This is a genomic window from Streptomyces sp. NBC_00236 (assembly GCF_036195045.1).
Classification (GTDB): domain Bacteria; phylum Actinomycetota; class Actinomycetes; order Streptomycetales; family Streptomycetaceae; genus Streptomyces.
Window position 1 is genome coordinate 8298309 of sequence record NZ_CP108100.1, and the last position, 24937, is coordinate 8323245.

Annotated in this window: 23 protein-coding genes and 2 pseudogenes; 19 read left to right on the top strand and 6 right to left on the bottom strand. The window is 67.9% G+C overall.

The window, feature by feature from the left end; all coding sequences use genetic code 11:
- Positions 1-74: 74 nt before the first annotated feature.
- The 4 genes from OG446_RS36920 to OG446_RS36935 all read left to right on the top strand — a co-directional run bounded on the left by OG446_RS36920 (position 75) and on the right by OG446_RS36935 (position 2064).
- Positions 75-302, top strand: a complete 228-nt coding sequence (locus OG446_RS36920; RefSeq protein ID WP_328898133.1) for a hypothetical protein — start codon at positions 75-77, stop codon at positions 300-302.
- Positions 302-598 carry a protein kinase domain-containing protein gene (locus OG446_RS36925; RefSeq protein ID WP_328898134.1) on the top strand — a complete coding sequence of 99 codons (297 nt, stop codon included), beginning with the start codon at positions 302-304 and terminating at the stop codon, positions 596-598. Before OG446_RS36920 ends, OG446_RS36925 begins: the two co-directional genes overlap by 1 nt.
- Positions 598-1218, top strand: coding sequence for a hypothetical protein (locus tag OG446_RS36930; RefSeq protein ID WP_328898135.1), 621 nt, complete (start codon positions 598-600; stop codon positions 1216-1218). Before OG446_RS36925 ends, OG446_RS36930 begins: the two co-directional genes overlap by 1 nt.
- Positions 1219-1323: 105 nt before the next feature.
- Positions 1324-2064, top strand: a complete 741-nt coding sequence (locus OG446_RS36935; RefSeq protein ID WP_328898136.1) for a hypothetical protein — start codon at positions 1324-1326, stop codon at positions 2062-2064.
- Positions 2065-2267: 203 nt separating this feature from the next.
- Here the strand turns inward: OG446_RS36935 and OG446_RS36940 are convergent, their stop codons facing one another.
- Positions 2268-3095: an SCO6745 family protein gene (locus OG446_RS36940; protein WP_328898137.1), complete on the bottom strand. Its 828-nt coding sequence runs from the start codon at positions 3093-3095 to the stop codon at positions 2268-2270.
- A 473-nt stretch (positions 3096-3568) separates the two neighbouring features.
- Between OG446_RS36940 and OG446_RS36945 the strand changes: the two genes are divergently transcribed.
- Both OG446_RS36945 and OG446_RS36950 read left to right on the top strand, forming a co-directional pair.
- A complete protein-coding gene (locus OG446_RS36945; RefSeq protein WP_328898138.1) occupies positions 3569-3922 on the top strand; it encodes a hypothetical protein in 354 nt (117 codons plus the stop codon).
- A gap of 604 nt (positions 3923-4526) precedes the next feature.
- Positions 4527-4850 (top strand): hypothetical protein, encoded by a 324-nt coding sequence (locus OG446_RS36950; RefSeq protein ID WP_328898139.1) that lies wholly within the window; start codon positions 4527-4529, stop codon positions 4848-4850.
- A 15-nt stretch (positions 4851-4865) separates the two neighbouring features.
- On the opposite strand, the pseudogene OG446_RS36955 reads toward OG446_RS36950, so the two are convergent.
- Positions 4866-5804: pseudogene (locus tag OG446_RS36955) on the bottom strand (IS5 family transposase).
- A 194-nt stretch (positions 5805-5998) separates the two neighbouring features.
- On the opposite strand from OG446_RS36955, the gene OG446_RS36960 reads away from it, so the two are divergent.
- From OG446_RS36960 to OG446_RS37005, 10 genes and pseudogenes are all read left to right on the top strand, one after another.
- Entirely contained in the window at positions 5999-6841 is an 843-nt protein-coding gene (locus OG446_RS36960; protein ID WP_328898140.1) for an ABC transporter ATP-binding protein, read from the top strand.
- Between the two features lie 434 nt (positions 6842-7275).
- Complete coding sequence (locus OG446_RS36965; protein WP_328898141.1) at positions 7276-7515, top strand: hypothetical protein; 240 nt, start codon at positions 7276-7278, stop codon at positions 7513-7515.
- 574 nt (positions 7516-8089) lie between these two features.
- Positions 8090-9487 carry an MFS transporter gene (locus OG446_RS36970; RefSeq protein ID WP_328898142.1) on the top strand — a complete coding sequence of 466 codons (1398 nt, stop codon included), beginning with the start codon at positions 8090-8092 and terminating at the stop codon, positions 9485-9487.
- Entirely contained in the window at positions 9484-10704 is a 1221-nt protein-coding gene (locus tag OG446_RS36975) for an FAD-dependent monooxygenase (RefSeq protein WP_328898143.1), read from the top strand. The genes OG446_RS36970 and OG446_RS36975 overlap by 4 nt, the downstream gene beginning before the upstream one ends.
- Positions 10705-11781: 1077 nt before the next feature.
- Positions 11782-12090: a transposase gene (locus tag OG446_RS36980; RefSeq protein ID WP_328898144.1), complete on the top strand. Its 309-nt coding sequence runs from the start codon at positions 11782-11784 to the stop codon at positions 12088-12090.
- A 299-nt stretch (positions 12091-12389) separates the two neighbouring features.
- Positions 12390-12623: pseudogene (locus OG446_RS36985) on the top strand (DDE-type integrase/transposase/recombinase); the annotation flags it as partial.
- A 216-nt stretch (positions 12624-12839) separates the two neighbouring features.
- Positions 12840-13196 (top strand): hypothetical protein, encoded by a 357-nt coding sequence (locus tag OG446_RS36990; RefSeq protein WP_328898536.1) that lies wholly within the window; start codon positions 12840-12842, stop codon positions 13194-13196.
- Between the two features lie 937 nt (positions 13197-14133).
- Positions 14134-15483 (top strand): hypothetical protein, encoded by a 1350-nt coding sequence (locus OG446_RS36995; RefSeq protein ID WP_328898145.1) that lies wholly within the window; start codon positions 14134-14136, stop codon positions 15481-15483.
- A 110-nt stretch (positions 15484-15593) separates the two neighbouring features.
- A complete protein-coding gene (locus OG446_RS37000) occupies positions 15594-16478 on the top strand; it encodes an AlbA family DNA-binding domain-containing protein (RefSeq protein ID WP_328898146.1) in 885 nt (294 codons plus the stop codon).
- 101 nt (positions 16479-16579) lie between these two features.
- The gene (locus OG446_RS37005) at positions 16580-16834 is read left to right on the top strand and encodes a hypothetical protein (protein WP_328898147.1); all 255 of its coding nucleotides are present in this window, start codon (positions 16580-16582) and stop codon (positions 16832-16834) included.
- Between the two features lie 539 nt (positions 16835-17373).
- Here OG446_RS37005 and OG446_RS37010 read toward each other — a convergent pair.
- From OG446_RS37010 to OG446_RS37020, 3 genes are all read right to left on the bottom strand, one after another.
- On the bottom strand, positions 17374-17670 hold the full coding sequence (locus OG446_RS37010) for a hypothetical protein (RefSeq protein ID WP_328898148.1): 297 nt from the start codon (positions 17668-17670) through the stop codon (positions 17374-17376).
- A 419-nt stretch (positions 17671-18089) separates the two neighbouring features.
- Positions 18090-18563: a hypothetical protein gene (locus OG446_RS37015; RefSeq protein WP_328898149.1), complete on the bottom strand. Its 474-nt coding sequence runs from the start codon at positions 18561-18563 to the stop codon at positions 18090-18092.
- A gap of 467 nt (positions 18564-19030) precedes the next feature.
- Positions 19031-19822 (bottom strand): hypothetical protein, encoded by a 792-nt coding sequence (locus OG446_RS37020; protein WP_328898150.1) that lies wholly within the window; start codon positions 19820-19822, stop codon positions 19031-19033.
- Between the two features lie 507 nt (positions 19823-20329).
- On the opposite strand from OG446_RS37020, the gene OG446_RS37025 reads away from it, so the two are divergent.
- From OG446_RS37025 to OG446_RS37035, 3 genes are all read left to right on the top strand, one after another.
- Complete coding sequence (locus tag OG446_RS37025) at positions 20330-20662, top strand: hypothetical protein (protein ID WP_328898151.1); 333 nt, start codon at positions 20330-20332, stop codon at positions 20660-20662.
- Between the two features lie 129 nt (positions 20663-20791).
- Positions 20792-21367 carry an AlbA family DNA-binding domain-containing protein gene (locus OG446_RS37030; protein WP_328898152.1) on the top strand — a complete coding sequence of 192 codons (576 nt, stop codon included), beginning with the start codon at positions 20792-20794 and terminating at the stop codon, positions 21365-21367.
- A gap of 66 nt (positions 21368-21433) precedes the next feature.
- Positions 21434-21808 (top strand): hypothetical protein, encoded by a 375-nt coding sequence (locus OG446_RS37035; protein WP_328898153.1) that lies wholly within the window; start codon positions 21434-21436, stop codon positions 21806-21808.
- 79 nt (positions 21809-21887) lie between these two features.
- Here OG446_RS37035 and OG446_RS37040 read toward each other — a convergent pair whose 3' ends face one another.
- On the bottom strand, positions 21888-24578 hold the full coding sequence (locus OG446_RS37040; protein WP_328898154.1) for a DEAD/DEAH box helicase: 2691 nt from the start codon (positions 24576-24578) through the stop codon (positions 21888-21890).
- Positions 24579-24937: the final 359 nt, after the last annotated feature.

The window sequence follows — 24937 nt, forward strand, 5'->3', positions numbered from 1 at the left end:
TGGGCCTAAGACCATAGAGGAGGACCGAAACAGCTCATACGAGACAGCAGTTGACGATGGAGGCAAAGCGCACCATGACATTGGCACTGAACAAGGAATGGGCCGTCGGCGCTTGTATCGGGGGTGGCGGCTTCGGCGCCGTGTTCGAGGCGGTGAGCACCGAGGACGAGGAGGCGGCGGTGAAGCTCGTGCCCAAGAACCCGGGTACCGAGCGCGAGATGCTGTTCACCGACCCGGACGGCGTCCGCAACGTGGTGCCGGTCATCGACAGCGGCGAAACGAAGACCAGTGGGCACTCGTGATGCCCCGCGCCGAGAAGTCCCTGCGCGGCCACCTCCAGGACCACGGCCGGCTGCCGCTCAGCGAGGCGGTCGCCGTCCTGTCCGACGTCGCCGAAGCACTCACCGACCTCAAGGATCGAGAGGTCGTCCACCGCGACCTCAAGCCTGAGAACATCCTGCTGCTAGGCGGGCCGCTGGTGCCTCGCCGACTTCGGGATCACTCGCTACGCCGAAGTCAGTACCGCCAACCGCACCTGCAAGTTCCACAGCAACCTCGCCTACATGGCCCCCGAACGCTGGAACGGCCAGCGGGCTGATGGTCAGCATCCACTGCGCGCGTGACCTGCTCGAAGCCATCGAGCTGGGAAGGCCGTCGTCCCAGGCGGACCGCGTGTTGTTCCAGGGTGTGGACGTGTTCGCGCCTCCGGCCCGCGAGGTTGTCCGGCGTGTCGGTGAGGTCACCGCGATCGAGGAAGATCCTGACGACGATGCTTCATTCATCGCCCCGGACTTGCTGCTGAGCTTCTGGCGTCCGTTCGCAGCCGACGATGAGCCGGAAGAAGAACAGGAAGAAGAACAGGGCTACTACTTCGGCTCGGCCCTGCTGGCACGGCCTGGCTACTACGACACGCCCGCGCAGGCTGCGGACGCCGCACCTCAGAAGCAGCCAACGGCACCACCATCAACTACGGCTACGACCCCGCCGGGAACCTCACCACCGCCAGCCTTCCCCTGGCGAACGGCCACACCGAAAGCCGCAGCTACGACAAGGCCGGACTGTTCACAGCCGTCAACAGCGCCAAGGCAGGAACATCCCTCACCACGTGGCAGCAAATCCTGGACCCATCCGGACAGCCCTCCAGAATCGACTCCACCACTCAAGGTCAGGCCGCCTCGTCCCGGTACTTCACCTACGACGACACCGGCCAGCTCCTGACCGAATGCGTCTCCGCTACCAAGGCCGACACCTGTCCGAAGGCCACGCCCGACACCGGCTGCACCTATGACAAGGCCAGCAACCGGGTCACCTCCACCACCACCGGTGTCACCAACGCCTACACCTACGACGACCTGCTGCCGCAGCACCACCACCGGCACCACCATCCGGTCCTTCAGCTACGAGGCCGACGGCGACCAGACCTGCAATGGCACCGACACCCTCGCCTACGACGCCAGCAACCAGCTCACCTCAGCCAAGACCGGCACCGGCACCGGCACCTACGACGCCGGCACCGACGCCGGCACCGGCACCGGCACCGGCACCGGCACCGGCACCTACGACGCCGGCACCGGCACCGGCACCGGCACCGGCACCGGCACCGGCACCGGCACCTACGACGCCGGCGGCAACAGAACCGCCACCGCCAAGAACGGCGTCCGCCAGCGCACCTCCTACTGGGACATCAACAACCCGCTCGTCACCATCGCAGCCGAGACGAACGGCATAGGCCAGCTCCAGAGCAGCTACACCTGGGATCCGCAAGGCCAAGTCGAATCCCTCAAGACCAGCGCTGGCCCCTTCTACTGTCACCACGACGGCCTCGGCTCCGTCACCGCCCCTCACCAACACCTCCGGCACAAACCAGTACAGCTACAGCTACAACGCCAGATCACCACGGACGTCTCTCCCACCTATGTGAAGCAGAGCCTGGAGCTCCAGGAGGCCGGTGCGACAGAGGAAGATCTGCATCCGATTATTGCGGAGGCCATCACGGAGTCATATTTCACGGAATGGGGCACACGGGCCGATGGCCTCCGTGCGGATTTCGCGTTTGTGTCTTGAATTTCTTTCCGGTTCTGACCGGCCGAATTCCGCGCCTGCTATAAAATAGTCCGTGATCCGAAGCGCGGCAGTTGTCGCATATGCAGACTTGTATTCACCTACGCGGTTGCCGTTGGGTGCATGCTGTGACGGAAACGCCCTGGTGGGCCCTCGCGCCCACCAGGGCGTTTCCGATCACGGAGAACTGTGGCAATGTCCATGTGTCACTGCGAGCCTGTGGCCACCAGGGTCGCGGTGATGGGTTCGAGGCTGGTGATCAGTTCGTCGAGTTCGGCGGGGGACAGGGCGTCGTAGGGCGGGATGGCGAGTTCGTCAGTGAGGGTTTCGATGCGTTGTTTGATCGCGTGGCCCGCGTCGGTGAAGTGGCCGTCGATGTCGACGAGTCCGCGTTCGCGCATGCCGCCCATGACCGCGGCCAGGCGCTCCTTGGGCAGGTGATGGATGCGTCCGAACGACTCCGGGGGGTGGATGCCCTGCTCCAGAGCGGAGAGCACGTGGGCCTCCGTACCGCCGATGCGCGCGCCGACGAGAGCGGCGATGTGCCCGTCGCCGCGGTGCTCGCGCAGCATGGTCGCGGAATGCCACAGCCGGGCGACGGGGTCGCTGGGTACCTCAATTGTGCGCATGCCGGCGTACATCACCCGGCCTTCGATGGGGGCGCTCGTTGCGGCCTTGGTGGTCAAGTCCGCGGCGCGCACCAAACCCGGGGACCCGGCCAGCTCGTCGCCGAGGATGCGGCGTAGGGAGGCCGCGCTGCCCCGCTCCCGCGCGGCAACGGAGGCCTCGGGCGAGATCGTCTCCCAGGCGCTGGGGATGTGCCGTGCGGCTTCCCCGTCGGCGAAGTTGTAGAAGGCCGCGTGCACGACGTGGGCCGGCACCCGCCCCAGGGGTGCGGCACGGCTGGCGAAGTAGCCGTCCCAATAGGTGCGGTGGCCGAGTGCGGCCAGTTCTTCGTTGCACTCGTCCGCGAGGAACGTGACCAGGCAGATCGGCTCCAGGAGCTCGAACATGCGACGTGCGAGGTGAGTCATCGGATGCAATCCCGTCTCGCCCATTGGGTTCTCCCTTCGTCAGGTGTGCCAGTTTGGACCGTCCGGGAGACCAGAACTCATCGGCGACCGAAGGGCGCAGTGTGGGAGGTTTGGCGTCTGCGCCGCTTGGTAGCGAGAGCGGGCTCAGGTCCAGCCTGGTGACGGAAAGACTGCCGAACGAGCGCCTGTGACAAGTCTGATGCTTCACGTGTGGCAACCGGGCTGACTCGGCCGTCCGCATTCACCAGCTCAGCCGGTCCCGCTGGTGACAACTCCCGAGCTTCGGCTCAGTCCAGCGGGCCGTCTTACAGCGCTCTGGTGGCGGCCCGCTCCGAATCCGTCCCATGAAATACGTGGCCGAAGATGACCAAGATGTGGCGCCAGGCGACGGCACTCGTCGACCGCTCGACCGCTCGCCCGCGCGTTGCCGCGCCCCGTGAGCCGGTCGACCCGGCCGCATTGGGCGGCGCGTCGTGCGGGGCCGAGCGAGGGGCACGGACGCCGGTGCCGTCGCGGCGGCCCTCGATGACGCCCGGCAGGCTTCCCGGCACGAGGACCTGGCCGACTACGCCCGCGGCCCGGCCGAACTCGCGGAGTGGGAACGCATCGACCAGCTGCTTGCCGCCGCGCCTGCGGGCAGCGTCTACGCCCCGGACGCCGATGACGTCGTCCAGGCCGAGCTCGCCGACGCCGCCGACGCCCGGGAAGCCGAGCTGCGCGAAGCGATGCGGATCGCGGCCCGCGCCGACGAGCTCCAGGCGCTGCGCGAGCTCGGCACCCTGGCACAGACCGAGCCCCGTACCGGCGACGAAGCCGTCCGGGACTGACTCACCCGGCGAACCGACGGCTACGTCCAGGTCGAAGTCGACGCCTGGCTCGCCCACGCCCTGGCCGCGCACCTCGGCCACTACCGCGACCCGGCAGCCCGCGAGGAAGCCGCCGTCCTTCTGACGCCTCCGGTCCTCGCGCACGCCACGCTGCTCTCCGAACTCGCCCGCCTGGTCCCCGGCGCCGATGTCGACGAACTGGCGTTCGCGGCCCTGATCGCCACCACCGAGCCGGAAGCAGCCGGCGCGCTCGTCGGTTCCTCACCCGAGCGAGTTGAAGAACGCCACCGGGCGGCCGACTGCCTGCGGGCCCAGACCCGGTGTCACGCTGACGGAGAGTGGCTGTGATGCTCCCTCGCGATGTCAGATCTTATGCACCCCGCCCGGAATTTGTCCCTGTTTGTCCGTTTCTCGGGTTTGTAGGTGTCCTCTGCCATCCAGCCTTGACTGATTGCCACTGAGGTTCGGCCACCAGGTGGTTCGTGCCATCGAAACTTGACCGCCCAGGACGGCTAGGAGCTGTCCGGCCGATCGTTGACGGCGTGCGTATGGCTGCTGTGTGGGCGCGTGTAGCGACGGTCTGAAGTCGATTGCTGGATGCCTGATGCTGCGCGACCATCGCCGGATGAGTGCGGATGAGGGTCGGAAGCTGACGCGGGTTGTGCAGACGTGCTCCGCATACCCGTCGCAGTGGGACGCCTGGACGGCGGGCGGCCAGTATCTGTATCTCCGGTACCGGCATGGTGAGGGGTGCGTCGAGTTGCATCCCGGCCCCGAGGACGACGCCGACACGTCGGAGTCTTGGAACGAGGGCCTCTCCGGATTCCTGATCGAATGGGACGACGGCAGCGGCAACGGTGTCATCAGCCTTGAGGACTTCCTCGCGGGAGCGGGTCTGGTGTTGGCGCCAGGTGCCTTGGTGAGTTGAGCTCCTGGCACGCAATCAGGTGCGGAGCCAGATGACGAGTGCGGCTGCGGTCACAGTGCCGAGGCAGACGTAGCCGCGCCGTAACGGGTCGCTACGGCGCGGGGGTTCTTCAGCCTGTTGATGGCACTCTCGACGGTGTTGCGCTTCTTGCCGCGCTCCTCGTCGAACCCCGGTGGCTGGCCACCTCGCGATTCTTTGCGCAGGCGGGTGGTCTGGCTCTCGGCCTTCTCCGAGACCGTGTGGTGGATGGTGCGCCGCAGCAGATATTGGCGGCAAAGACCGTTGCTGTATGCCTTGTCGGCTGCGATGCTGTGGGGCTTCTTGCAGGGCCTGCCGAGTCCGAACCGGAGGACCCGGATCTTCTCCAGCACCGGTATGAACTGGGTGCAGTCGGCTCGCTGCACCGGCGTGACGATCAGGACAGCGGGTGGCAGCGGCCGTCGGCGCTCAGGTGGATCTTGCTGGTGTAGCCACCGCGTGAACGGTTCGGGCTTTCGCCTCCCGCACCACCTCCACCAGCCGGGCGACGAGGCTCTGCCACGGAGTTTCGTCCTGGTGTTCCAACGACTCGTCCCCCTTTGAGTCGGCAAGAGCCGGTGGTGGCTCGTTGCGGGCGCCGGCCGCGTGCTGGTGTGCGCGCACGATGGTGGAGTCCGCCGAGATGTCGCAGTCGATCTCCCCTGCCGCGTCGGCCGTGGCCTGGACCTGCTGCGGCAGCCGTTCCCAGGTTCCGTCGGCAGACCAAAGCCGATGGTGCTCGTAGACCGTCTTCCACGGCCCGAACCGCTGCGGCAGATCACGCCAGTGAACCCCGGTCCGAACCCGGTGAAGAGTCCCGTCGATCACTTGTCGATGATCACGCCACCGCCCACACCGCCCGTTGCTCACCGGCAGGAACGGGCGCGGCTGCTCCCACTCGGCGTCCGGCAGATTGCCACGTTCTCTCCGCCCCATAACGGCCTACGAATCAGGCCTGGTCCCCCCGAGGGGGCAGGATCGTACGCATCGAGCGACGCCAAGGGCGTTCTGCCCCCGCCACCCCCTACCGGGGTAGCACCTCCAGTTTGGCTCCCGGGTATGACGCCCGGCGCGCAGCCGTCCCCGCACCGTGTAGCCCATCGGAACGAAAAGATCACGAAAGGGCGAGCATGAGGCTTCGCAAGGGAGAGTGGCAGAAAGTGAACGATCGGCCGGCGGCCCGGGGCACCGCCCCGGCCACCGCTCCCGGTCTCGCCGTCGAACTGCGCGGTGTGCAGCGGCAGTACGACCGCGGCACGGGGACGGCGCGCGCCCTGGCGGGTGTCGACTTAGGCCTCTCCCAAGGTACGTTCACCGCGATCATGGGCCCGTCCGGGTCCGGCACGTCCACCTTCCCGCAATGTGCCGCCGGGCTCGACCGGCCCACCTCCGGGGCGGTGCGCCTCGGCGGCACGGAGATCACCGGCATGAGCGAGAACAAGCTCACCGAGCTGCGCCGCAGCCGCAGCCGCTTCGGCTTCGGCTTTGGCTTCCAGGCCTTCAATCTGCCGCCCTCACTGACCGTCGAGCAGAACGTGCTGCTCCCGATACGCCTGGCCGGACAGCGCCAGGACCACTGCCGGGCGGAAGCGGTACTCGCCCTGGTCGGCCTCGCCGACAAGGCGAAGCGCCGGCCCGGTGAACTCGCCGGCGGCCAGCAGCAACGCGTGACCGTCACCCGCACCCTGGTCACCGCCCCCGACGTGATCTTCGCCGACGAGCCCACCGGCACCCTTGACACCGGCACCGCCGCCGAGGCCCTCGGCCTGCTCCGGCACACGGTGAACACCCTCGGCGCCACCGTCGCCCTGGCCATCCACGCCCCGACCGCCGCAGCCTGGGCCGACCGCGTACTCTTCCTCGCCGACGGCACCTTCGCCGACCACCTCGAACAGGGGCCGGCGGAACAGACTGCGGTACGAGTGCCGGTACTCACCTCCCGTACGGGCGCGATGGCAGGTGCGGTGGCATGAGGCGTCCCAACGGACTCGCCCGTGAGGCCGTCCACGCCGCGGACGCGGCCTGGCCACAGTGACCATGGACCGGGAGCCCCTTGCCGGCCAGGTCACCTCGAGCTCCGGCAGCACTCTGCTGGAACGCGGTGGCTCGGAGAAGCTACACACCGCCCTGGGCAACGTTACCGACGCCCCCGGGCACGCCACGGAGAAGAGCTTCGACGCGAAGCCGGGCGCCTGGATGAACAACACCATGCCCGCAGGCCTCGAGGGATGCGCCGTCAACACGCTGGTGATCACGGCCCTGGACCGCCGTCGCGAACGGGGCACCCCGCGCCTGGCGGGCTCCACCCACCTCCAGGTCCTGACAATGCCTCAGCTGCGAGAGCCTGCTCGGCTCCGCGGCTGCCGTGGTCACCGGCCCCGCGATCGCGGCGGAAACGCTGACCCCGATGCCGCGCGGCGTGAGCGGCGAGCCACCCCATGCGCCGCCGCTGCGGTACGGCTCCTTCGCATCCGCCGGTGTGGGCCCGGCCCTCCTCACGGTGACGCCGTCGGTATTACGCTGGCTGCTGCCCCGGTTGGGGCCGTTGGCGTGCGCGGAGCTGTTGGGCGATGTCGTACTCGTCCTGGCCGCGACGGCGCTCCGTCTGGCCGGTGTCGGGGCGGACAGCCCGGCGTCCGCGCGCTGATGGTGTCGTTGCTCGCCCTGGCCATGGGTGCGCAGGCGGCGACGGCCCGCCACTTGGCGGTGATGGACGTCACCGCCGCGGTGGTCACCCCCGCACTGACCGGGCCCGCAGCGGGTTTTCCGGTGGGGAGCCGCCCGCGGTCAAGGGGCACGGCGGCGAACTGGGGCTGCCGCGCTCATCATCGTCTGATCAGTCACCGGCGCTGCGCTGTGCCGGACGCACGAAGCTCGCGTGGTACTCGCGGCAGGGCTCGCCACACCGGCCGTGAACGTCGTGGCCACGCGCCCGCCCACGTGGCCGGCCGCGCGCCCGGCCGCGCGACCTCAGTCCCGACCGGACCGGCCGCGCGCCCGGCCGCGCGACCTCAGCCCCGACCGGACCGGCCGCGCCCTCGACGAGCGGTTCCCTATCGGCGCCATCGCCCACCGCCGCCGGCAGGGCCACACGTGTGGCTGGCTCCTACCTGCCCGGCGACAACGTCTGGCCCTTACCTGCCCGGCGACAACGGCTGGCTCCTACCTGCCCGGCGACAACGTCTGGCCCTTACCTGCCCGGCAACAATGAAAGGACGCTTATGACCACAGCCCTGGCTCCTCCGGTCCGCATGAGGAAGGCCGCCGTCGCGGCCCTCGGCCTGCTGGCGATCTCCACCGGCGCCCTGGAGTCGGTCGTGGCGCCGACGCTCCCGCTCCTGCAACGTGAGCTGGACATGAGCCCGGCCGAAGGAGCGCTCCTCAACATCGTGCTCGCCATCACCGGCACGCTCGTCACACCGTTCGCCGGCAAGCTCGGGGACCGCTACGGCGGAAAGCGAGTCCTGATCCGGCTGATGGCGGTGGTCTCGGTCGGCGGCCTGGTGTCCGCCTCGGCGCCCAGCCTGCCGGTGCTGCTGCTCGGGCAGATTCTGCAAGGGGCGATGGTGGGCGCACTGCCGCTGTCGTTCATCGTGGTGCGCAAACACCTCCCTGCAGGAGACTCCAAGGCGGCCATCGGGCTGGTCAGCGGGATGTTCGTAGGCGGCTCGATGGTGGGACTGCTGTCGGCCGGACCCGTGGCAGAGGCGTTCTCCCGGCACTGGATGTTCGCGGTACCGACCTTCGCGGTCATCGGGTTCACCCTGCTGGTGAACCGGCTGATGCCGTCCGATCCGCCGGGACGGTCGGACGACGCCGGCATCGACTGGCCCGGCCTGCTTCTCCTGAGCGGGATCCTGGTCACCCTCATGCTCGTGTTCGCGCTGGCGCCCGAGGCGGGCTCGCAGCCACTCGTGTTCGTGGCCCTCCTCGTGGTGCTGGCCGCCCTCGTGGCCGGATGGACGGCCGTGGAACGCCGCGCATCCGCACCGATGGTCGATCTGCGCATGCTGACACGGCCTCTGATCTGGAAGTCGTGTGTGGTGACGTTCGTGATCTGCCTCGGCACCGCGATGGGGGTCTATCTCGTTCCGCAGCTGCTCGACATGTCCGGCGACGGATACGGTTTCGGGTTCGACGCCACCGAGATCGGCCTCGTCCTCCTGCCCGGCGCCGTGGCCGCGATGCTGGCCGGCCCGCTCGGCGGGATCGGGGAGCGGCGCTTCGGCTCGCGTGCCGTGGTCACCACCGCGGCCGTCCTCATGGCCGCCGCCCTGCTCACCCTGTCGGTCGCACACTCCGAGGTCTGGCAGATCACCGTCGGCAAGGCGCTGATCGCACTGGCCAGCGGCCTGTGCGTCACCGCCATGGTGACCAGCATCGCCTCTTCCGTCGACGAAGGCGACACCGGCATCGCCACCAGCCTGGTCCTGGTGACCCGCGTACTGGGCTCCGCCGTGGGCGGGATGCTCGGCGGCGCACTCCTCACCGCGAAAACGTCCTCCGGATCGGAAATCCCGGCCGAATCGGCCTTCACCACCGGCTTCCTCATCGCCGGAGCCGTCGCGGTGCTGTCCCTGCTTGTCGTCCGAACCATGAGCAAAGGAACCAAGGAATGACCCCGACCGACCAGCTGACAGCTACCCGAACCACGCCGAGGCGGCGCAAGGTCCTGATCTCCGGAGCCAGCATCGCCGGCCCCGCCCTCGCGTACTGGCTGAACCGCTACGGATACGCGGTCACGGTGGTGGAGAAAGCGAGCACGCTGCGCAGCGGTGGGTACCCCATCGACGTGCGCGGCACCGCACTGGAAGTCGTCCGGAGGATGGGGATCCTGCCCCGACTGCGAGAAGCCCACATCGACTTGCGCCGGCTGACCTTCCTCGAAGGAGACGGCAACGAAGTGGCCCTGCTCCACCCGCACACCATCACCGGCGGTGTCGCCCGACGAGACCTGGAGGTACGGCGCGGGGATCTCACCGACGCCCTCCACACTGCGGTCCGCGACGACGTGGAGTTCCTCTTCAACGACTCCATCGACACCCTCGACCAGTCGGGCCATGGAATCGACGTCACCTTCCACGGCGGCAGCAGACGCACCTTCGACATGGTCTTCGGCGCAGACGGCACGCACTCACATACCCGGGAGATGCTGTTCGGTCCCGAGGAGCAATTCCACCACTACCTCGGCTACTGCTTCGCCGTGTTCACCATGCGCAACACCTTCGGCCTCTCCCACGAGACCGTGATGTGGAACGCGCCGGGCAGGGCCGCAGCCCTCTACGCCGTGGGCGACGACGAAGTGCACGCCTTCCTGAACTTCGCCCAGCCGGAACTGCCGTTCGACGCGTTCCGGGACCTGCAAGCCCAACGCGACCTGGTCACCAGGGCCTTCGCCGATGCCGGATGGGAGGTCCCGGGCATGCTGGCCGCCCTGCGCGACGCGGACGACGTATTCTTCGACGCGGTCAGCCAGATCCGCATGCCCCGCTGGTCCAGCGGCAGAATCGCGCTGGTGGGCGACGCCGCATGGGCGCCCTCGTTCCTCACCGGACAGGGCACCAGCCTCGCCCTCGTCGGCGCCTACATGCTCGCCGGTTCCCTGGCCAACCGGGACCACGCCACAAGCTTCACCGCCTACGAACACTCCACCCGTGACTTCGTGACCACGAACCAGGCGCTGGTCGGCAAGGGCGGTGCCACCCTTTTCCCGACCACGCCCCAGGCCCTGAAGGAACGCAACGACAGACTGCGCAACCTCAGCGCCATGCCCCCCGGTGAAGGACGCCCAGCCTATTCGGCCCTCACCCTGCCCGAATTCACCCCCATATCGTGAACCCTGCCCCTCACGGTCAGTCCCTTCCCGATCCGACCCGCGGACCACCGACGGCATGAACTCCTCTCAGTTTCAACAGCGCCGATGCCCGAGCGAAAGCATCCCGGTCACCTCACGAGGGTGGCCGGGACCATCCCCCGTGCGGGCTGAGAACCCCTCTGCCCAGCCGGCGCAGGCCCCGACAACCTCACATGCGAGCGGGGCGGCACCCGCATGCGCCCCCGCGGAGCGTCAGTCGCTGGTCGTGTCGTTCGCCCGGCACGTGGCGACCTTGCCGTCTCCGGCCCACCCGAAGGCGCCCCATGCGTCCCCGGTGGTCGGCCCGTCGGCAATGACGGCCGCGTCGTACAGCTCCGGAGTGAGGGATGCCTGCCGTCCTCGGGCCCCGCGTCCACCACCTCCAGGAGGTGAGCTGCGCCAGCGACGACGGTGGCGCCCTCGCCCGACTCGACGGTGTACCGCGACGTCCAACCGACTGAGCGCTTGGTGCCCACCTCGTGACGGGCAGGCTGGAATCGCAGGTAGGCGCCGGGGGAGAGACAATAGGCGGCCGAGCCGTCCTCGCACCCGCGCCACAGGTCACCGTTCATGACGTGCTGCTCGTCCGCGGACAATGTGGCCTCGCTGCACGCCTTGTTCCACCTGCGCGGGAATCAACCTTGTCCGTATCGCAGAATCCCCGCTCACGCGAATCTGCTCCCACCGGCGCTCGCAGGCGCCAGCAACACGTGGAGGCAGAACCCGTCATGGCACCCGAGCCGCATGGAACGCTCTCTGCCTGGGAAGGCGTGGCCTTCGCTGACGACCATCACGAGCGCGTTGCCGCCGTCTACGGCCAGAGCTCCATCGTGCTTGGTACCGAAGATGGACTTTCCTGCTGGGTCCGGGTGGTGACCGGTCCTGGCTTCGCTGATGAAAACGGGATTCTGGCACAGATCTTGGGGAGTCGTCGCGGAGCGTTACTTCGATGTTCGATTGCGAGGAGACTGCCCGTGTGAGACTGCGCCTGGGTCTGCCGCACGATCGGGTGACATCTGAACTGGCTTGCCGTCTATGGCAGGTGGGAAGGATGTTGCTGTGCCCAAGCCTTATCCCCAGGAGTTTCGCGAGGACGTCGTGCGGGTCGCGAGGAACCGCGGCCCGGGCGTCACGGTCGAGCAGGTGGCCGCCGACTTCGGCGTCCACGCGATGACGTTGTGGAAGTGGATGCGCCGCGCGGACATCGACGACGGCGTGAAGCCCGGGACGACCAGCCAGGAGAGCGCGGAGCTGCGCGAAGCACGTCGGCGGATCAAGTTGCTGGAGCAGGAGAACGAGGTGTTGCGGCGGGCGGCGGCCTATCTGTCGCAGGCGAACCTGCCGGGAAAAGGATCTACCCGCTCGTGAAAGAGCTGGCCGCAGGCGGGGTGCCCGTCACGGTGACGTGCCGGGTGCTGAAGCTCGCCAGACAGCCCTACTACCGCTGGCTCGACGACCCGGTGACCGCAGCCGAGCTCGCCGAGGCCCATCGCGCGCACGCGCTGTTTGCCGCGCACCGCGACGACCCGGAGTTCGGCTACCGCTTCCTGGCTGACGAAGCCCGCGACGCCGGTGCCGACATGGCCGATCGGACCGCGTGGCGGATCTGCCGGGACAACCGGTGGTGGAGCGTGTTCGGCAAGAAGCGAGGGCGGGCCAAGAAGGCGGGCCCACCGGTCCACGACGACCTGGTGAACCGGACCTTCACCGCGACCGGACCGAACCGGCTGTGGCTCACCGATATCACTGAACACGCCACCGGCGAGGGCAAGCTGTATCTCTGCGCGGTCAAGGACGTCTTCAGCAACCGGATCGTGGGCTACTCCATCGACGCCCGGATGAAGTCCCGGCTGGCCGTGACCGCCCTGGACAACGCCGTCACCCGGCGCCAGGACGTCGCCGGTTGCGGCTCTCGCGTACGGACCGGAAGGCCGGCCGCGCCCAGGAGCGGGGGACCGATGTTGCCGCGCTGGAGCAGACCCGGGCCACGATCGAGGCCGCCGCCAAGATGGCTGCCAACCCGCGCCGCGACCCGCCCCGGCGACGTCCCCGCCACCGCACGCCCAGCAGCCCGGCGTGCAACAGACGCCGGGCCGGACACCCACTGGAGGAGTCGCATGAGCACACCGGAGGAGAATCCGGAGATCCCGGGAGTAGAGGACGCCCTCGCCCGAGCCCGCGCAGCCCACAAGGAGATGGCCGCCGCGCTCGACGAGGACCAGGAGCCCGAGCTCGACGAGGACCTGGGGTGGCAGCCGGTCTGGAAGCGGCCCCGGAAGCGCAAGTCGAAAGCGGCGGAGAAGCTGGAGCTGCACAAGCAGCGGCGCCGGCTCCAGGACGCCGGGAAACGCCGCCTCGCGGCTGGGGAGTCCCGCCGGCCCCGCTCCCGGCAGAGCCGGATCGGCAACGCGGCCGCGCGTCGCGATGCCCGTGCCCTGTCCCGGGTACGGCACTCCACCGCCTGGCTGTGGTGACGACGCCGCGCATCGTCCACCGAGTGGGCACTTGGAACGCTCTGAACAGCCATTTTCCAACTGGAACGATCGTTGGAACTGGAGCTCAACCCGCCAGTTCCGCTGGCATCAGTACGGCTGGATCACAGTCGAAGCCGTGCGGTTGCACGCCTCGTGCAGGGGCTAGTTTTTGAAACCCGCCCAGGTTTGAGCAACAGGCGGAACTGGTGACGCTCTGGCCGGGCTCACGTGGGCGAGGTCTTTTCCAACATCGTGTGCCCGCTGGAACGACTGGAAGTGCAAGGGAATCCGCCCCGGCACAGGGGCGGCGAGGCAGACCGCAGGGCGCCGGAGGAGCGCCGGACCGGCGAGAAGTGTTCGTCGGTCCGGCAGCGTCCGATCATGCCGCACGTCCTGGTCCCAGAACACGGGAGGGCGCCGGCTGTGGTCGGCTGCGGGCCGCAGCGTAGTCGGCGTGGGGTTCGCGCTCATACGATGATCTCTGTGACCACTCGCCGCGCCCTTGGCGGAGGCCCTGAAGCTTCCGGGCCCAGCAGTATTCGCGCAGCCGAGGCCGACATCCTCGACTCGCTGCCCGGCATACGCCTGCCAGACCTTCAGGAACTGCGAGCGCGCGGGGTGGTCGGCTCCCACCTGGCTGGCACGGCAAGCACGCGCCGGGTCCTCGGATCCGGTGCTGCGGACGAAGAAGGCCAGCAGCGGGCGCAAAATGCCGGGCCCGACAGAGGCTTTCCGCTCCACTGATCTTAGAAACCCACAGGACAGGACCTGTGCCGGCGGCCATCCTTGCTGGATGGCAGCGAACCTCTATGACCGGCTTGTGTCTGATCACGAGTATGTGCAGCGAGTCCGTCGGCACCGTCCTAGCGCATTGCTGCCAGTGGTTGCCGCAGCGTCAGCCCGGTGGAAGGACTCGAGCTACTGGAACAGCCCGTACATGAAGTACACGCCCTGGGCCCTCGCTGAAACAGCACGAGTTTCGCTTGCTTACGGCAATGAGCATCGGGGCGACGGATCCTGTACCGAAGAGGACCTGCTGCGCATCCTGGCAGCGTACTCACAGCTGACAGACATGATGATCAGGGACAACGGCACCTACGAGGCAGTCTCCGGTTTCATGCTGCGTATGTCGGGACAGCAACTGACATATCAAGGCGCGACGTACAACGCGCTGGCGCGTACGGCGGCACTGTTCGAGCAGACGCAGGTGAAGGGCCCTCTACGCTGCATGACTGCCGGATGGGCGAACGAGTTGCTCGGATGCTCGCTGTCCGAGTACGTGGGCGTGACGATGCTTCTCCAGGTAGCGGCGTATCAGAACGCCGGCCGCTTCGACCCCGCCTGGCTCGACCAACCGCAGTTCCGGGAGATCTGCGCTGTCATACCCGCAGAAACCATCCGGCGCGTCGTCGAGACGCACTTTGTCGTTGATCAGCCCGCCTTCAAAGCCACGAACGAACGCCGCATCAGTCGGGACCCTCACCTGCGACGCTTCGAGTACAACCCCCTGCGTGGCCAACCCTTTCTTCGTGGGTTCGGCCCCGGTTTCTTGGCCCCCTCCTCACACCTCATCGCTCCGAAGGGCAGCCCGCTGGGTCTGTTCTACATGGGCGTCGTCCGGTACGGAAACGCCTTTGCTGAAGACCTGGGGCACCTCTTCGAGCAGTACATCGGACGCAATCTCCGCCAGATTCCCCACGCCACGGTCCATGCCGAGGTCCTCTACAACCGGGACAACCGACGCAGCGTCGACTGGATCGTCGCCATGGACGACCTGACCCTCCTTGTGGAGGTCAAGTCGACCCGTCCAACGCAGCCCATGCGACTGGGAATCCTGGAACGGACGAGTGCCGTCCAGAAACAGCTCACGCACGCCTACGAGCAAATCGACACCACGGCCGCTCTCATCAAGGAGGGCCACCCCGACTTCTCCCACATACCAAGGGAACGTCCACTTCAGGGCCTTGTGGTCACACTGGAGGCATTCCACACCGCCAACGCCAATTTCCAAAGAGACCAGCACCCTGAGACTGACACCTTCGTCACCGTTTGCAGCGCCGAGGAGATCGAGCATCTCGTCACCGTGGAAGACCGCCCAGTCGATCAGCTACTTCTGGAACGCCAAGCGGATGTGCACCAGTCGACGTACTCGCTGAGCCAGATGCTCGTCGGCAGGCAGCTGGGACGCAATCAGGTGCTGGATGCCGGCTGGCAGAGCTACCCGTGGAACCGGAACCCACAGTTCAGCGATCAAACAGGCACGGACCACAGCAACTCGCCGCAGTAGAACGCGGGTGAGGTGATCCCGGTTGCCGCTTTCAGCCTGCTGCTCAGTACCCTCCCTCCGGCTCACCTCCGCCGGGTGGCAGGTACCGATGTGTGCACTAGTGCCCGGTCATGACGTTTCGCTCCCGGCGCCTGGAAGCACTGTTCGGCAGCCGACTTGATCAGTTGACCTACGAACAGATAGCTGGGCTGGCTGGTGTAGAAGCCGCTGCTGAGGCGGAGGACCTGGAGTACAAGCGGGAGGTTGCCGCTGCGGATCCGAAGGGCAAGGAAGAGCTGGCCAAGGACATCTGCGCCTTGGCCAACCACATCGGCGGCGCCTTGGTCATCGGCCTGACTGACGTCAAAGGTGTCCCCACGAAGGTTATGGACATCGATCTCGCGGACGCTCATCTGCGACACCTTGAACAGGTCATCGGCAGCAGTACCGCACCGCAGGTCCGCTACGAGACCTACCCCGTTCGCAACCCGGACGATCCCGGCCGGGGCTTCCTCATTCTCGCGGTGCCGCGCAGCCCTCATGGGCCCCATGCTGTGACCACACCGCCGGTCAAGGCGACGGAGAAAGCACTGCGCTACCCCCGACGTACTGGATCCCTGACCACCTGGCTGACCGAGACGGATGTCGCCACCGCCTATCACCACCGGTTCACCACCACGGCAGACCGTGCCAAGAGATTGCTCGACATCGAACGCGAAGCCCTGATGGCGCTCCCGCCCAGCAACCAACCGCAGCTCATGGTCAGCGTCACGCCGGAGGTCCCCGGCGACATGCCGATCACACAGGGGACCTTCAACCGTCACCGACGCAATCTGCTGGTCACGTCGCCTTACCCGGCATCCACTCCGGTACGGCAACGGTGGACCTCAAGGAGTTCAACTTCGCCGACCTGGACACGGTCGTCTACGAGCTGCTTTCGATGCTGTACTTCCTGGGCGCCCATGCCCGGGATCGCGCTGGCGTCTCCGGCACCGTCCTGGTCAAGGCAGCACTGATCGAAGCCCCGCACACGCACCCTCACGGCCCGCCCCGCCCGCAGATGGCACCGCTGCTGCCCTTCCGGATCGATCAGACGGACGAGTACCGCGGACGCCGAATGCCTCTGAGTACCCACACGTGCGCCTACGCAGACGCCGAGGCCGTTGCGCTGGTCGACGATCTTGCCGACGCTGGCACCGCTCTGGTTCAGACAGCCGCGTACGTCGCCGACGAACTCATCCAGGCGTTCGGGATAGCCGAAGCCACTCCAGTCACGCGGGACGGAAGCATTAGCCTCGCCCACTGGACCGCCTACAACAAGGTACGAATCGAGAGGTGGGCTCAGACCACACAGGTCAGGCTGGTTCCCTGACCAACGCCCTACTGCCCTCCCCTGCGGCCGCCAACAGATCGGCGCACGCGGACGGTCCGGACGGTCGTTTCCCGGGCGGGCACCGTCCGGACGTCGAAGGCCATGAGGGCGCTGGCCTGCACCGCCCGGAACCGAGGTTTCGGAGCGGCGAGGCGAGCAGCCTTTCTATGCTGGGTTGATGGCCAGCTCATGGACTCGTATTTGAGCTGACCTGAAGCAGCGTGAACCCTCGCCGCGCTGTTCTCGCCTCTGCATGGGCGGTGTGGTGGTGCGCACGGTCGATTTCGGGTGGCCACTCCACTGAGTGGAGTCCACCGGCCGGGACCGGGCGCCATGGAGGGGAGCGGGGCCGCGCCTCCACCCGGTGCGTTTCTCCTTGACACAGCACGTTCCGGTCGCCGGTCAGGCCGTGGTCAAGGGGGTGCGTGATAGAGGGCCCGCACGCCGTGCGCCCGATGCGGTGGCGCGCCCCAGGTACCCGGCGCGGCGCGGTGCGGTGGTGCGCCCGCGATGCGCACCACTGCTGTCCCGGACGCGTTCTACGCGGTGGTGCGGTGCGCCGGGTGCGCTTCCGTCGCCTGCTTCATCCCGGCGGCCTCCAGTTGGTGCAGGACGTCGGCGACGTCGCCGTGGTCCTCGGTGAGGATGTTGTCGGTGAAGCGGGTGATGGTGTCGGCGGTGCCCGGCGTGCTGGCCAGGCACACGCCGTGGCAGGCGAGCTTCAGCAGCAGCCGCCCTAGCGCGGCGGCGAGGAAGGAGTGCGCGCACGGCTCCCCGTCGTGGTAGTCCTCGGCGGTGATCGGGATGAAGACGCGCGCGGCGACGTCCACGAGCATCCGGTGCAGCTTCTCCGGGCCGATGTCGTCGGCGACTGCGTCAGCGGTGTCGATGTCCCTGGAGTGCTACGCCTGGATGTAAGCGAAGGCGTCGGCGACGTCGGCCGGCTCCATCGGGGCGAGCGGCGCGGTGACGGTGTTCTCGGGCATGACAGCTCCTCAACGACGGGCCGCCCCGCTGATCGCGGCGGCCTCAAGAGGAGCCTCTAATTTCGGCCCTGTGGACAGAGCCCGGCCGCTGAGGAGGGAGAACTCTCCCCCTGCTGACCTGTCGCAGTGAACGTTGAGCGTTCTCACTGAAGGTTGAGGGGTGATCCATATGGGACGGAGCGGGTGGAGACCGACTTCTGTGAGAACGCTCAAGATTTGTTGCCATGGGAGGCCGGTCCGCCGTTCAGGCTGAGGGTGAAGCTGGGGCTTTACGGCCACACGACCTCGTCGTCTCGAACCACCAAGGGCTCGTACTGGTGTGACTCGTAGAACCTGGTCCAGCCCAGGCGGACCTCACCGGTGGAGGAACGGTGCCGGTCATCGGCTTTGGTAGCCAGCCACCTGAGCAGTTCACCGGTGGATTCGAACTCATCGGGGTGGATCTCCTGCCGAACGGTCAGGGCCCATGACCCGTGACGGCCTTCTTCAGGGCACAGCAGCACCGAGACGAGTGCTCCGTCCACCTTCCACGCCTCGCCATGTCGGCCGAGCAGTGGCACGGGATGGTTCTCTATGACGGGTTCGCCGCAGTCGTCCTCAACTACGACCGGAAACGAGGTCACGAGACGGAGGATCTCCGGTTTGTCGCCCAGCCCGAGATGCCACCGAAGCTCTGCGATCTCTTCATCCGACAGGCTTTCCCGCAAGTTCAGGACGATTGAGAGCTCAAAAACGTCAGCCATGGCGGCACGGTATCGCCCTGGTGCGACACTCCCACCAGCGATGTAGCCGCAGCCGCTCAGCGGCGGACGGCGTCAGGTCTTTGCCCCGCCTCCTCGCGCGTGGGAACTTCGATCCGGCGCAACGGCCAAGCACAGCGGCCAGCGGCCTGCCGTAGCAGCATGTCGCTGGCCCCCGCCCACTTCACCCCACAGGGGCCGGCACTCAATCTGGGGTGAGAACGCTCAGCGTTCACTGCGACAGCGTCGCCATGGAGGCGTACGGGCTCCTCACCGGCATCGATGATGACTGCGGCGACGCATTCCATGAAGCTGTCCAAGCTGAGCAAGGCGATGTAGAGGGCAGCCGAGGGCCACTCGGCGAGCAGTGGAATGTGCGATGCGAAGACGAGGCGGCGCGCAAACTACCGAAGCTGAGCGCGATGTTTCCTCTCCGGCCGCTGACCCGGTAGGGACGAAAGCGCGAGGGGTTAGGCCGATCGACTGCGACGCGTGGGCATGATGTTGCCGGGCAGGCCAAGGTGAGAGGTGGCCTCGTTGAGCAGCTGGGCGAATGGCTGGCCGGTGAGGATGGAGTCGATGATCTTGCCCGACTGGATTAGGCACACCGCCGCCCAGATGATGTCATTCAGACCGCTCGGCCTGGGCCGAGTGCGGATCTGCCATGCGCCCGACGCGGCAGAGTGCAAGTAGAGCTGCGCGGTCTCCCGCGTGGTGTGAGAGTACGAGCTGAGGTGCCGGTAGGGCAGGTATGCATCCTGCTCGCCGAACGCGGCCATCAGCGCGGCGGTATTGCGGATCTCGTTCCTCAGTCGGTCGACCGCCGGGTCCGGGTCGGTGACGCGGTCGTTGACTGCCTTGCGGACGCGGGCCTCGACGGGGTCTCCGTCGACGTCCCACCCGGCCTCCTTGGCGTTGGTGATCAGTTTGAGGAGCTGCTCGTCGCTGTAGGCGTCCACGGCCTTGACTGCCGTCTCGCCGCCGTCCACGAGCCAGGCGAGCGCCACCGCGTGCGTCATGAGGTTCCGCATCACAGGCGCGACGACGAACCCGTTGCCCTTCACCGTCTCTTCCCGTACCACTCGCGCGGAGTCGCCGATGAGCATCCACCAGCTCCAGGCGCTCGGTGCCACCGCTTCATGGCCCTTGAAGAAAGAGATGCCACCTTGACCGGTCGCGATCTGTTCGCGTGCGGCAAGAAGTTGGTCGATGACATCGAGAGCGCGCTGAGCCGTGGCTTCGGTATGCGCAAATTCGGGCATTACGCCAGGCTACGGCGTCTCGCCCCGCCCCCGCTCGTGCTTTTCCCGGCGTAGTTGCCAGGCCCGCCAGGTCGTTCGCCAGAACCACCGGGAATCGCCACATCTACTGAGAACGGACACGGTTGATCACGATCCGGTCGCGGCGGAGAGGTTTTCCAAGACTGGCGTCACACGGAGGCCCGAAACCACACCTGTACAGAGTGAACGGCGGGATAGGCCCGCCCCACCTTGCATTAGCACCCTGTGGCGAGCACCGCAGACGACCCCGAGCAGACCCCTGTCCGGGCCGGAAAGACCCCCTCCGTGGACCCCTCCATCACCCCCTCCGCGCCCCGACGCCAAGGGCCGGGCGTTTCCGCAGGTCAGAGCAGGCGAAGGGGGGGGCGTCGCAGGTCCGACAACCCTCTTGTACAAAGGCGTCCCCAGCACAGAAGGACTTCGACCGAACCTCGACGCCAGGAACTGCTGCAAGCACTGGGAATCTTCCAGAGGGCTACGCCCGACCAGTTGTGGAAGCTGACCCGCCCGGACAACCAGCACGACAGGCTCGTGCGGGACAACCTCCTGGATCTTCAGGAGCACCACCTGGTGAGGATCGAAACGGTCCGGGCAGACCAGCGGCAGGTATGGGTGCTGACGAAGCGAGGACACGGCGAGGCGAAGAAGCTGCTGGAGCCGAAGGGCATACGGATCTCGGCACTGCGTGAGGAGAAGTACGACCCGGTCACCGGACAGCTGCTCGGCACCAGTTACGACGACCACGCCGCGGCGGTCACCTCGACGGCCGCCGAACTCCACCGCGCCGGCATCGGGCACCGCTCGCGGCCCGGGTGCAGCTGACCGGCGCGGAGACGATGAGCCAGGTGAACGAGACGCTCCGCGCGATGACCGCAGGCATCCCCCGCGCCCACTTCACCGGTCCCGGCGTCGTGATCCGGCCCTCGTTGACGGCGTCACGCAACAGCCCTGGTGGGCATCGACCCCGAGGAAGTCAACCGGCAGCAGTATGCCCAGTGGATCCGCAACCACGTTCAGCCCTACCTGCCGGACCTGGACATATTCGAGCTGACCGACAGCACGAAGACGGTCCTGGTCGTCGACGTGCCGGCCAGCGAGATGGCACCGCACTTCGTCTACGGTGGCGCAGCACGAGACAAGGAACAGCAGGCCGCAGTCATCCCCTACCGGGACAACGACCACACCGCCTGGATGGCAGAGCCTCGGATCGAGCGGGCTTACCGTGACCGTTTCGCCCGCGTCGGCCGGGCCGACGAAGAAATCCAGCGCCATATCGACTTCACCACCCAGACCATCGCCGCCCACGCTTCCGTGCCCTCGGCGTGGTTCGTCGCGGTCTCCCGGCCGCAGCGGCCCCTGCCCCGCGGCGCCTACACGATGAGTCGCGACGAAGCACGGGAAGTCCTCGAGGCCGCCCAGACCCGAGCCCGCCATCTGAACCCGCGAGAGCCGGTGCCGGGGCCCCTGGTCGGGGTGGGACCGGACACCCGGCTCAACCCCCGGCCCGGCCTGCGTCGCTGGGTGTGAAACAACCTCGCCTCGCCCATCAACCGGGAGATCATCACCGAACTGCACTACGACGGCACCGTAGTAATGGCCGCCAACCTGTCCTACATCCGCGAGATCCAAGAGCCCCCCGGCCAGGACGACGACCTCCTGGTGTCCCAACGCCTGGTGACCGCATGCTGCTACGACTTCATCGCCACCACCCAGGAACAGCAGCGAAAACTGCGCCTGGACAGCACGGTGCAACTCACAGCGGCGATCATCTCCGCAGACAGACCCAGGGCATTCTCGCCGCTCACCTCGACCTGGGGAGACGGGGCGGAGACGGAGCCGCCGTACGCCCGCCGGCCCCACCGCATCCAACCGGCCCATACCGCGCTCTCACCCGCCGCAGCGAATGACGAAGGACGCAGCAGTGCTGACGAACTATGCACTGACCTGATGAGCCAGTTCGGGGTGTAACCAAGAGGAGGCCCTGGGTACAGCACCGGGTCCCGGACCTCCAAAAGCTCCGGGACCCGGTCACGGCGTATATAGGCGATCAGAGGCTGTCCGTCACCGGCTTCGCCCAGTCCATGCCCAGCTTCGCGAGCGAGGCGAGCTGGTCGGCGGTGAGCTTGTCGCGCCGAGTCTTGGTGTTCGAAATCCACACGCCGAGTTTCACCGGCACCGGCTTGGTCTCGCCGTCGACGGCGACCTCAACGACTGCACCCCGGGGCACGGGCCGGTCTCCTTCCCGTTCTACCCACTGCGCGAGGGCTGCCAGACCGCGCTGGAACGCCGCCTGCGCCTTGCTCGGGCCCTTCGCCGTACGAGCGGCTGCCGGGGCGGGGGCTGGTGGCTGGTCGGGTTGCACGCCCAGCTTCGACAGCCGTTCCTGCTGCTCGGGGAGAAGCTGCGCCCAGATGCCCGGGTTCTTCTGCCGCTCCAGCCACTTGCCCAGGTCATCGCCCTCGAACAGCACCCCCGGTTCGATGGCCGGCAGGACGCCGTCGGCGTCGACCAGGTCGGCGAGGACCCGGTAGTGCCTCTGCCAGTTCAGCGGCCACGGGCAGTTCCAGTCCGGGTCGATCTCCGTCAGCTGCGCCGCGCGCACGGCGGCCCGCTGCGGGTCCTTGCCCAGGCCGCCCTTCCGGCGCAGGTTCGCCATGTGCTGCCCGACCGGCACCATCGCCTCGCCCTCGCCCCACACCGCGTCCTGACGCGGTGCGAGGTGCCCGGTGGCCCGGCGGTAGGACCGCAGGGCGGCGAGTTTGCTCTCCCACGCCTCTTCGCCCGGCTCCCACACCATCCCGGCCTCGGGTGCGTCCAGAAGGGTCTTGCGCCGCTCCTCCAGCTCCCCGGCCCGCAGCGCTTTCCGCTGCTGATGCACCCAGTGGCCAAGCGGAAAGGACTTCGTGACGCCGACTTCGACCTCGACGTCGTAGGGGACGGCGTGGACGCCGGTGATCTCGTTCTCCTTCCGCCAGCGGATGAGGGCCTGGAGACCTTCCAGCCACACGAGGCTTTCCGGCCGGTAGACCCGGGTGCGCAGGAACGCGGCGATCGTCGCCGCGTCGCGCGGGCTGGAGAAGTGGAGCAGGGCGGCTTCGGCGGCGGCCTGGGTGTCGTCGTCCTCCTGGTCCTCGCCGTCGCCCGCGCCGCCGGCCCCGACGATCTGCCCGTCCTCGTCCCGCTGGACGTGCACCTTGCGCTTGCCGCTCGTGAGCGCCCGGGAAGCGAGCTGCTCAACAAGTCGGTCATCGTGCGAGCGGAGCCCCTGGAGGACGGCTACAAGGGGGCGGAAGCTGGCACTGGCGACCATGTCCGTCGGGTCCTCGTTCGGCTCCAGGAACACCGGCACGATGATCCTGGCGACCTTCGTGGAGCCGTCGCGGTTCAACCTGAGCGCGCGGCCGATGTTCTGCACGATCTCCACCTGTGAGCCGCGAGTGTCCGCGAAGCAGATCGAGTCGACTCCCCGCTCGCCGGTGATGTCCACCCCCTCCCCGAGAACGCGAACGCTCGCGAGGAAGGCACGGTGCACCCGGCGCCCGGTGACGTCGACGCCGTTGGCGAACTGACGCAGCGCCTCCCGCCGCTCGGCTACGAGGTGGTCCCCGCACAGCCACGCCGACCAGACGCGGTCCGGGGGTACGTGGCGGCCGGCCTCCAGCTCGTAGAACTCCGCGTCGATCGACGACTTCGGCAGCCGGTCGGCGGCGGCCAGGTCGGCGTCGGACGCTTCGTTGACGTACAGGTGGGCTGCGGTCTCGGGGAGCTTGTCCGCGAACGCGCGGGCTTCCTCGACCTTCTGGTGGAACGTCATGACCGTACGCAGGTTGTACGCCGCCGCGTGCTCCAGAAGTGCGGTCTGTAGCAGCGCCAGTCGCCGGCCCCGCCGCGCTTCCTCGGACTCCCCGACGACCGGGGCCGGGTCGCGGATCTCCAGGACGTCGATCTCGAACCCGGCGAGGATTTCCCGCTCGATCGCCTCTGAGAGTCCCAGCTCCGCGCCGGGGAGCCAGGCGCCGAACACGCCGTCCGGGTCGTCCGACATCGTCGCGATCTCTGCCTCCTGGCCGCCGCTGCCCTTCTGGGGGCGGAGTGCGGCGAGGATGCGCGGGGTCGCGGTGAGGTAGAGCCGGAAGTCGGCGGGGATCCGCTGGTTGTCGTGGATCGCGGCCCACGGGCGCCCGAGCTCTCCGGTGGTTGAGTGGGCTTCGTCCACGATGGCGAGGTCGAAACGGTCCATCTGCTGCCCGTAGAGCCGCTCTCCGCCCGCCAGAGCGGCCTCCAGCGGCCCGCGAACCCTCCCCTGGCCTGTCGGTGCTGTGATGTCCTCGCGGTCCACGAGGGAGGCGTACGTGGCGAGTACGACTACGGGCCCGTGCCCGGCCCACAGGGCCAGCTGGATCGGGTTCGTGGTCGTCCGCACGCCTAGGGAGTTGAGTACCGCGTCGTTCTCCAGCGAGCACACCGCGACCATCGGTGCCCGGTGGCCCACCAGGCGCCACGCCTGGGCGGTCTGCGCGAGCAGGTCCAGGGTTGGCACCATCACGAGGATCCTGCCGCCCGGGAAGCATTCCAGGGCGCTCGCGGCGGCCATGATCGTTTTACCGGAGCCGGTCGCGGACACGATCGTGCCCCGTATGCCCTGCGGGGGCACCGGCGGCCGGGCGGGGAAGCCAGACCATCTTCGGAAGGCCGCTTTCTGGGCTACTTGGTGTTCGCGGAGATTGATAACGGTCACGTGCGTCCTCCCTTCCGGTTCGGTACGGATCAGTGCTGGGGATCGTTCCGCCGGAGTTCACGGCGGAGGCCGTCCAGTGTGCGCCCGTCAGGGGCAGACAGGTGCCACAGGGTCCAGCCGTTGATCACGTTGCCGGTGATCGCTTGCACGAATTCCGCCGTGCTCTGCGTCATAGTGACGCCTGCTGGCTCACCCACCGCAGCTTCCGCCCCGCAACGGCTGGCTGTAACCGCCACGGCCGCGCCCGCCCCGGTGCGCCGGAGGAAGCGGCCAGGGGCGGGGCCCCGGCGGGGGCGGCCGGGGCCCGCCGTGTCGTCCGATCGGGATGTTCCTCGCGGAGTCCGGGACGCGGGCGGGCT